Origin of the sequence: Polaromonas sp. CF318, assembly GCF_000282655.1 — a bacterium.
Classification (GTDB): domain Bacteria; phylum Pseudomonadota; class Gammaproteobacteria; order Burkholderiales; family Burkholderiaceae_C; genus Polaromonas.
The window spans coordinates 20,574-27,524 of the sequence record NZ_AKIV01000090.1 but is presented as its reverse complement, the minus strand read 5'-3'; the positions used below and the strand labels follow the sequence as shown (position 1 = coordinate 27,524).

Annotated in this window: 8 protein-coding genes; 1 reads left to right on the top strand and 7 read right to left on the bottom strand. The window is 65.5% G+C overall.

What is annotated here, in order from left to right; genetic code table 11:
• Nucleotides 1–66: 66 nt before the first annotated feature.
• From rlmH to PMI15_RS17040, 7 genes are read right to left on the bottom strand one after another with little or no spacing between them, the layout of a single operon-like run.
• On the bottom strand, nucleotides 67–534 hold the full coding sequence (gene rlmH / locus PMI15_RS17070) for a 23S rRNA (pseudouridine(1915)-N(3))-methyltransferase RlmH (RefSeq protein WP_007871802.1): 468 nt from the start codon (nucleotides 532–534) through the stop codon (nucleotides 67–69).
• A complete protein-coding gene (gene rsfS, locus PMI15_RS17065; protein WP_007871801.1) occupies nucleotides 531–1,346 on the bottom strand; it encodes a ribosome silencing factor in 816 nt (271 codons plus the stop codon). The genes rlmH and rsfS overlap by 4 nt, the downstream gene beginning before the upstream one ends.
• A 29-nt stretch (nucleotides 1,347–1,375) precedes the next feature.
• A complete protein-coding gene (nadD, locus tag PMI15_RS17060) occupies nucleotides 1,376–2,008 on the bottom strand; it encodes a nicotinate (nicotinamide) nucleotide adenylyltransferase (protein ID WP_007871796.1) in 633 nt (210 codons plus the stop codon).
• On the bottom strand, nucleotides 2,005–2,922 hold the full coding sequence (gene hemF / locus PMI15_RS17055; RefSeq protein WP_007871795.1) for an oxygen-dependent coproporphyrinogen oxidase: 918 nt from the start codon (nucleotides 2,920–2,922) through the stop codon (nucleotides 2,005–2,007). Before hemF ends, nadD begins: the two co-directional genes overlap by 4 nt.
• A 51-nt stretch (nucleotides 2,923–2,973) precedes the next feature.
• The gene (gene purD / locus PMI15_RS17050) at nucleotides 2,974–4,275 is read right to left on the bottom strand and encodes a phosphoribosylamine--glycine ligase (protein WP_007871793.1); all 1,302 of its coding nucleotides are present in this window, start codon (nucleotides 4,273–4,275) and stop codon (nucleotides 2,974–2,976) included.
• On the bottom strand, nucleotides 4,272–4,550 hold the full coding sequence (locus PMI15_RS17045; RefSeq protein WP_007871792.1) for a hypothetical protein: 279 nt from the start codon (nucleotides 4,548–4,550) through the stop codon (nucleotides 4,272–4,274). The genes purD and PMI15_RS17045 overlap by 4 nt, the downstream gene beginning before the upstream one ends.
• 17 nt (nucleotides 4,551–4,567) lie before the next feature.
• The gene (locus tag PMI15_RS17040; RefSeq protein WP_036839590.1) at nucleotides 4,568–5,293 is read right to left on the bottom strand and encodes a YebC/PmpR family DNA-binding transcriptional regulator; all 726 of its coding nucleotides are present in this window, start codon (nucleotides 5,291–5,293) and stop codon (nucleotides 4,568–4,570) included.
• 78 nt (nucleotides 5,294–5,371) lie between these two features.
• Here PMI15_RS17040 and PMI15_RS17035 point away from each other — a divergent pair, with 78 nt between their 5' ends.
• A complete protein-coding gene (locus PMI15_RS17035; RefSeq protein WP_007871789.1) occupies nucleotides 5,372–6,898 on the top strand; it encodes a helicase HerA-like C-terminal domain-containing protein in 1,527 nt (508 codons plus the stop codon).
• The last annotated feature ends 53 nt before the right edge of the window (nucleotides 6,899–6,951 follow it).

Below are 6,951 nucleotides of genomic sequence, written 5' to 3'. Positions count from 1 at the left end.
GCAGCGCCCCCTCGGGGGGCAGCGCATTACACGAAGTCGAAGACGCAGTGAAAAGCGTGGGGGCCTTTATTCTCTGTGATACGGATGATTGATCGTGATGCTCCAGGCCCTGTAGAGCTGCTCTATCAGCAGCACACGCACCATGGCATGGGGCAGGGTCAGGTCCGAGAGGCGCAGCCGCTCGTGCGCGGCCTGCTTGAAGCCCGCGTCCAGCCCGTCGGGCCCGCCTATCACGATGGCGACGTCGTCGCCCGACAGCTGCCAGGCCTTGAGCCTTTCGGCCAGGGCCACGGTGGTGACGGCCGTGCCGCGTTCATCGAGCGCCACGACACGGGTGCCGCGCGCGATGCTGGCCTCTATACGGCCGCGCTCGGCGGACAGCAGGTTGTCCAGGGTTTTGGAAGCGCGCGGCTCGGTCTTGACGGCCTTGAGCTCGACCTTGATTTCCGGCGGAAAGCGTTTGGCGTAGTCCTCATAGGCCGTCTGCGCCCAGTCGGGCACCTTCTGGCCGACGGCTACGATCGTCAGCCTCATTTGCTCCGGGGAGCGGTTTTCCTGGCGGCGGGTTTTTTGGCCGCGGTCTTGCCGGCTGTTTTAGCCGCCGTCTTGCGCGCGGCGACCTTTTTGGGTGCCGGCACCTTGATGATGGGCGTCTTCACCGCGGGCTTGGCGGCCGATTTGCCGGGCGCGGCCTTGGCGCCGGCGCGGGCCGGTTTGGCGGCGGGTTCGGCCGCCGTCGCGGTCGCGTTGCGCTTGGCGGTCCAGTCGTTGCTCTTTCCGACCCGGCCCACATAGCTGGAGTCAGCGGTTTTGGCGGGCGCCTTGGCCGGTGCTTTTGCTGCCGATTTGGCCGCGGTCTTTGCGCCCGGCCTGGCAGCCGTTTTCGCGCCGGCGCGGCTGGCCTTGGGCTTGGCCTCGGGCTCGGCTTCGGCCCTGGAGGCCTTCACCAGCGGCGCGGGCGCGCCCAGCTTGAGCTTGATGGGCTTGTCGCCCCAGATCTCTTCAAGGTGGTAGTACTGGCGTATGGCCGGCTGCATGATGTGCGCCACAGCGGCGCCGCAGTCGACGATGATCCATTCACCGTTGTCTTCGCCCTCGATGCGCGGCTTGGCGAAGCCGGCATCACGCACCGCATCGCGCACGCTGGCGGCCAGCGCCTTGGTCTGGCGGTTGGAGCTGCCCGTCGCCACGATCACACGCTCGAACAGCGAGGTGATGTGCTCGGTGTCGAAGACCTGGATGTCCTGCGCCTTGACGTCCTCCAGGCCATCGATGATGGCGCGCTGCAATTTCTGCACATCCTTTTTGTCGGCGGCGGCGGAGGTTTTGGCGGTGGTGGAGGTCATGCAGTGATGTGCTTCGATAAGGTAAGGAATTAATGGGAACGGTACAGCTGGTGCAGTGAAATATAACGTGCAACGGCTTCAGGGACCAAGCGGGTAATTTCCCCGGCCGTCGCCGCGCCCGAGGCCGTCAACTGGCGGATCTGGGTGGCGCTTACAGGCATCAGGGGGAGATCGAGCAGCGTAAAACGGCTGCTACGGCCTTCATAGGCCTCAAACTGAGGCTGGGCCGGCATGGATTGTGCGCGACCAGCTATACAAATTATAGCAATATCCAGGATGTCCTGCCAGCGGTGCCATTGCCGGAAGGCGGCGAACTGGTCGGCCCCTATAAACAGGTAGATCCGGGCACCCGGGTTCTCGGCCTGCAGCGCCAACAAGGTGTCGATGGTGAAGGTCGGCCCGGGGCGCTGCACCTCGCGTTCGTCCACCTGGACATGGGGGATGGACGCAAACGCCAGCCTGGCCATGGCCAGCCGGTGTGCCGGCGCGCTCAGGGCCTGCGACTTGTGCCAGGCATGGCCAGTGGGCACCACATACAGCGTGTCCAGGCCGAACTGCGCGATCGCCGCCCCGGCCAGGGCCACATGGGCATTGTGCGGCGGGTCGAAAGCGCCGCCGAAAACGCCTATGCGCCTGCCCGGCGGGAGCGGCTGCGTGCTCAAACCCAGTCCCGCCTCGGCAAAAACTCGGTGTAAAGCCGTTCTTCGGGGCTGCCGGCCTCGACGCCGCGCTGGTAGGACCAACTCGCCAGCGGCGGCATGGACATCAGGATGGACTCGGTGCGCCCGCCCGACTGCAGGCCGAAGTGGGTGCCGCGGTCCCAGACCAGGTTGAATTCCACATAGCGGCCGCGCCGGTAGAGCTGGAATTCGCGTTCCCGCTCGCCGTAAGGCGTGTCCTTGCGCCGCTCCACGATGGGCAGGTAGGCCGACAAAAAGGCATCGGCCACGCCCTGCATCAGGGCAAAGCTGCGGTCCGGGCCCAATTCCTGGAAATCGTCAAAAAACACGCCGCCTATGCCGCGCTGCTCCTGCCGGTGCTTGAGGTAGAAATACTCGTCGCACCACTGCTTGAAGCGCGGGTATTTGTCCTCGCCGAAAGGCGCCAGCGCGTCCTTGCAGGCCTGGTGGAAATGCACCGCGTCTTCTTCAAAGCCGTAGTACGGCGTCAGGTCCATGCCGCCGCCGAACCAGCAGACCGGCGCATCGGGGCTGGAAGCCGGCGCCGCGGCCAGCATGCGCACATTCATGTGCACCGTCGGCACGTAAGGGTTGCGCGGGTGGAACACCAGCGAAACCCCCAGGGCCTCAAAGGGCGCGCCGGCCAGCTCGGGCCTGTGCTGCGTCGCCGAGGGCGGCAGCTTGGGCCCGCGCACATGCGAGAAGCCGCAGCCGGCGCGCTCGAACACCGCGCCCTGCTCCAGGATCATGGTCAGGCCGTTGCCCTGCAGCGGCTCACCCGGCTCCTTCTGCCAGCGGTCGGCCACAAAGGCCTGGCCGTCGATGGCGGAAATGGCGCCGGTGATACGCTGCTGCAGCGCCAGCAGAAAGTCTCTAACGCTTGAAATATCGGTCATGCTGAGGTGTTTCCCGGGGAGCGGAAGCCGCACAGCGGCCCCCGTGCGGTGTCAGGGCTTGAGCGCGCGCCAGCCTATGTCCTTGCGGTACTGCGCGCCGTCAAAGCGTATGCCCTGGGCGACTTCATAGGCGCGCTGCTGCGCGGCCTTCACCGTGCTGCCCAGCGCCGTCACGCAGAGCACGCGGCCGCCCGCGGTCAGCGTCGCGTCGCCCTCCTTGCGGGTGCCCGCATGGAACACCATGGCGTCTTCGGGCGCGTCGGCGGGCTTGACCAGGCCGTGGATGGCATCGCCCTTGCGCGGGTTTAGCGGATAGCCGTGCGCGGCCATCACCACGCCCAGGGCGGGCCGGCGGTCCCAGTCGAGCTCGATCTGGTCCAGCGCGCCCGAAGTCGCGGCCATCATCACGTCATAAAGGTCGGTCTTGAGCCGCATCATGATGGGCTGGGTTTCCGGGTCGCCCATGCGGCAGTTGAACTCCAGCGTCTTGGGCTTGCCTTCGGCGTCGATCATCAGGCCGGCGTACAGGAAGCCGGTGAAGGGAATGCCGTCCTTTTCCATGCCCTTGATGGTCGGCAGGATGATCTCGCGCATGGCGCGGGCATGCACCTCGGGCGTGACCACCGGAGCGGGCGAGTACGCACCCATGCCGCCGGTGTTGGGGCCTTCGTCGCCGTCCAGCAGGCGCTTGTGGTCCTGGCTGGTGGCCATGGCCGCCACGTTCTTGCCGTCGCACATCACGATGAAGCTGGCTTCCTCGCCCTGTAAAAACTCCTCAATGACCACGCGCGCGCCGCCCTCGTTGTGCGTCACGCCCAGCGGGTTGAAGTCCGGGTTGGGCGCCAGCATGAACTCGATGGCCTCGTGCGCCTCCTGCAGCGTCATCGCCACCACCACGCCCTTGCCGGCGGCCAGGCCGTCGGCCTTGACGACGATGGGCGCGCCCTTTTCGTCCACATAGGCGTGGGCCGCGGCCGCGTCGCTAAAGGTTTCGTATTCGGCCGTGGGAATGCCATGGCGCTTCATGAAGGCCTTGGAAAAAGCCTTGGAGCTTTCCAGCTGCGCGGCCGCCTTGGTCGGGCCGAAGACCCGCAGGCCGTGCGCCCGGAATTCATCGACCACGCCGGCGGCCAGCGGCTGCTCGGGGCCGACCACGGTCAGCGCGATTTTTTCGGCCGCCGCCCATTCGCGCAACGCCTTCACGTCGGTGATCGCGATGTTTTCCAGCCGGGCGTCAAGCGCGGTGCCGCCGTTGCCGGGCGCGACGTAGACCGCCTGGACTTTCGGGGACTGCGCCAGTTTCCAGGCCAGCGCGTGCTCACGGCCGCCGCCGCCAATAACAAGAACTTTCACGGGAGGTTCAATCTAAAAAACAGCAAATAGCTGAGGTACACAACAAGAATAAATACGATGCCGAAAATGACCTTGGCGGCCATCCTGGCACGGCGCTGGATGTCCAGCGCCTGGTCGTTGACTTTGCCGGCTTTCACGATGTTGGCGCGGGTTTCGTCGACCAGCGACTTTTGCATTTCCAGCGACTCCTTTTGCAGCGCGATCGCCTCGGCGCGCAGGCGGTTGCCCTCCTGCAGCAGGGTTTCGATGCGGGCCAGCCGTTCGGAATCGTCCATCATCTCACTCCCGGCCTTCAGCTTTCAAGGACCGCGTTGTGGAAAACGTCCTGGGTGTCGTCCAGGTCTTCCAGCACGTCCAGCAGTTTTTGCATTTTGCGCGCGTCCTCGCCGCTGAGCTCTATGCTGTTGTCGGCGCGCATGGTGACCTCGGCGATCTCCGGCTTGAGGCCGGCAGCCTCCAGCGCGTTGCGCACGGTTTCAAAGCCGGTGTAAGGCGTCAGCACCTCGATGGCGCCGTCCTCGTGCGTGATCACGTCGTCGGCGCCGGACTCCAGCGCCACTTCCATGATCTTGTCCTCGCTGGCGCCGGGCGCAAAAATAATCTGGCCGCAGTGCTTGAACTGGAAGGCCACCGAGCCCTCGGTGCCCATGTTGCCGCCGTGCTTGGAAAACGCGTGGCGCACTTCGGCCACGGTGCGCACCTTGTTGTCGGTCATGCAGTCGACGATGATGGCCGCGCCGCCTATGCCGTAGCCCTCGTAACGCACCTCTTCGTAATGCACGCCTTCCAGGCTGCCGGTGGCCTTGGCGATGCCGTATTTGACGTTTTCATTGGGCATGTTGGCCGCTTTGGCCTTGTCCACCGCCAGGCGCAGCCGCGGGTTGGTGCCCAGGTCGCCGCCGCCCATGCGGGCCGCGACCATGATTTCGCGCATCACGCGCGTCCAGATTCGCTGGCGTTTTTCGTCCTGTCGGCCCTTACGGTGTTGAATATTCGCCCATTTACTATGACCAGCCACGACAGAAACCCTTATTTGATGGATTAATTGATTTAATCTACAAACCGCATTTTACTTTTTCACCCACCGCACACCCCCATGGCCGAAACCACCGCCCTCCCCCTGCTCATCGCCCGCAATGCCGACACCCAGTGCGAACTGCTGCCCGGCCTGGCGAACCGCCACGGACTGATCACCGGCGCCACCGGCACCGGCAAGACCGTCACGCTGCAGACCCTGGCCGAGAATTTCTCCAAAATCGGCGTGCCGGTCTTCATGGCCGACGTCAAGGGCGACCTGACCGGCGTCAGCCAGGCCGGCACGGTAGGCGCCAAACTGGGCGCCGTCCTCAAGGAGCGCGGCATAGACATCCCCGAATCGCTGGCCTGCCCGGCCACGCTGTGGGACGTCTTCGGCGAACAGGGCCACCCGGTGCGCGCCACCGTCTCCGACATGGGGCCGTTGCTGCTGGGCCGCATGCTCAACCTCAATGAAACCCAGGCCGGCGTGCTCAACCTGGTGTTCAAGATCGCCGACGACAACGGCATGCTGCTGCTGGACCTCAAAGACCTGCGCGCCATGCTGCAGTACGTGGGCGACAACGCCGGCGACTTCACCACCCAGTACGGCAACGTCAGCGCTGCCAGCGTGGGCGCCATCCAGCGCGGCTTGCTGCAGGTTGAAAGCCAGGGCGGCGACAAATTCTTCGGCGAGCCCATGCTCAACATCAGCGACTTCATGCAGACGGTGGACGGCAAGGGGGTGATCAACATCCTGGCCGCCGACAAGCTCATGAACTCGCCACGCCTGTACGCCACCTTTTTGCTGTGGATGCTGTCCGAGCTGTTCGAGCAGTTGCCCGAAATCGGCGACCCGGAAAAACCCAAGCTGGTGTTTTTCTTCGACGAGGCGCACCTGCTCTTCAACGAAGCGCCCAAGGCGCTGGTCGAGCGCATCGAACTGGTGGTGCGCCTGGTGCGATCCAAGGGCGTGGGCGTGTATTTCGTGACGCAGAACCCGCTCGATATTCCCGACTCGGTGCTGGCCCAGCTGGGCAACCGCGTGCAGCACGCGCTGCGCGCCTTCACGCCGCGCGACCAGAAGGCCGTCAAGGCCACGGCGCAGACGATGCGGCAAAAGCCCGGCCTGGACATCGAAACCGCCATCACCGAGCTGGCCGTGGGCGAGGCACTGGTCAGCCTGCTCGATGCCAAGGGCCGGCCCGGCGTCACTGAACGCGCCTATGTGCTGCCGCCCGGCAGCCAGATCGGCCCCATCACGCCGCAGCAACGCCAGGCCTTGATCCAGGGCTCGCTGGTGGCCGGCGTCTATGAAAAAGCCGTGGACCGCGAATCGGCCTACGAAAAAATCAAGGGCCGCGCCGAGGTGGCGGCCAGCGAAGCGGCCAAAGCGCCCCAGGGCGGTGCAGCCGGCACAAGCGACTCCGGCGGCATCCTGGGCGGACTCAACGACGTGCTGTTCGGCACCACCGGCCCGCGCGGCGGCAAGCACGACGGCCTGGCGCAAAGCATGGCCAAGTCCGCCGTGCGCACCATGGGCTCGGCCGTGGGCCGCGAGATCATTCGCGGCGTGCTGGGCAGCATCTTCGGAGGCAAGAAACGCTGACACCGGGCGCGGCCCACAGGGCGCGCCGCCTGTCGCGAATTAACGACCTCCGG

Excerpts from the sequence above, each read along its gene's own strand:
- hemF (WP_007871795.1), bottom strand. The coding sequence starts at position 2,922 with ATGACCGATATTTCAAGCGTTAGAGACTTTCTGCTGGCGCTGCAGCAG.
- PMI15_RS17045 (WP_007871792.1), bottom strand. The coding sequence starts at position 4,550 with ATGGACGATTCCGAACGGCTGGCCCGCATCGAAACCCTGCTGCAGGAG.
- rsfS (WP_007871801.1), bottom strand. The coding sequence starts at position 1,346 with ATGACCTCCACCACCGCCAAAACCTCCGCCGCCGCCGACAAAAAGGAT.
- PMI15_RS17035 (WP_007871789.1), top strand. The coding sequence starts at position 5,372 with ATGGCCGAAACCACCGCCCTCCCCCTGCTCATCGCCCGCAATGCCGAC.
- rlmH (WP_007871802.1), bottom strand. The coding sequence starts at position 534 with ATGAGGCTGACGATCGTAGCCGTCGGCCAGAAGGTGCCCGACTGGGCG.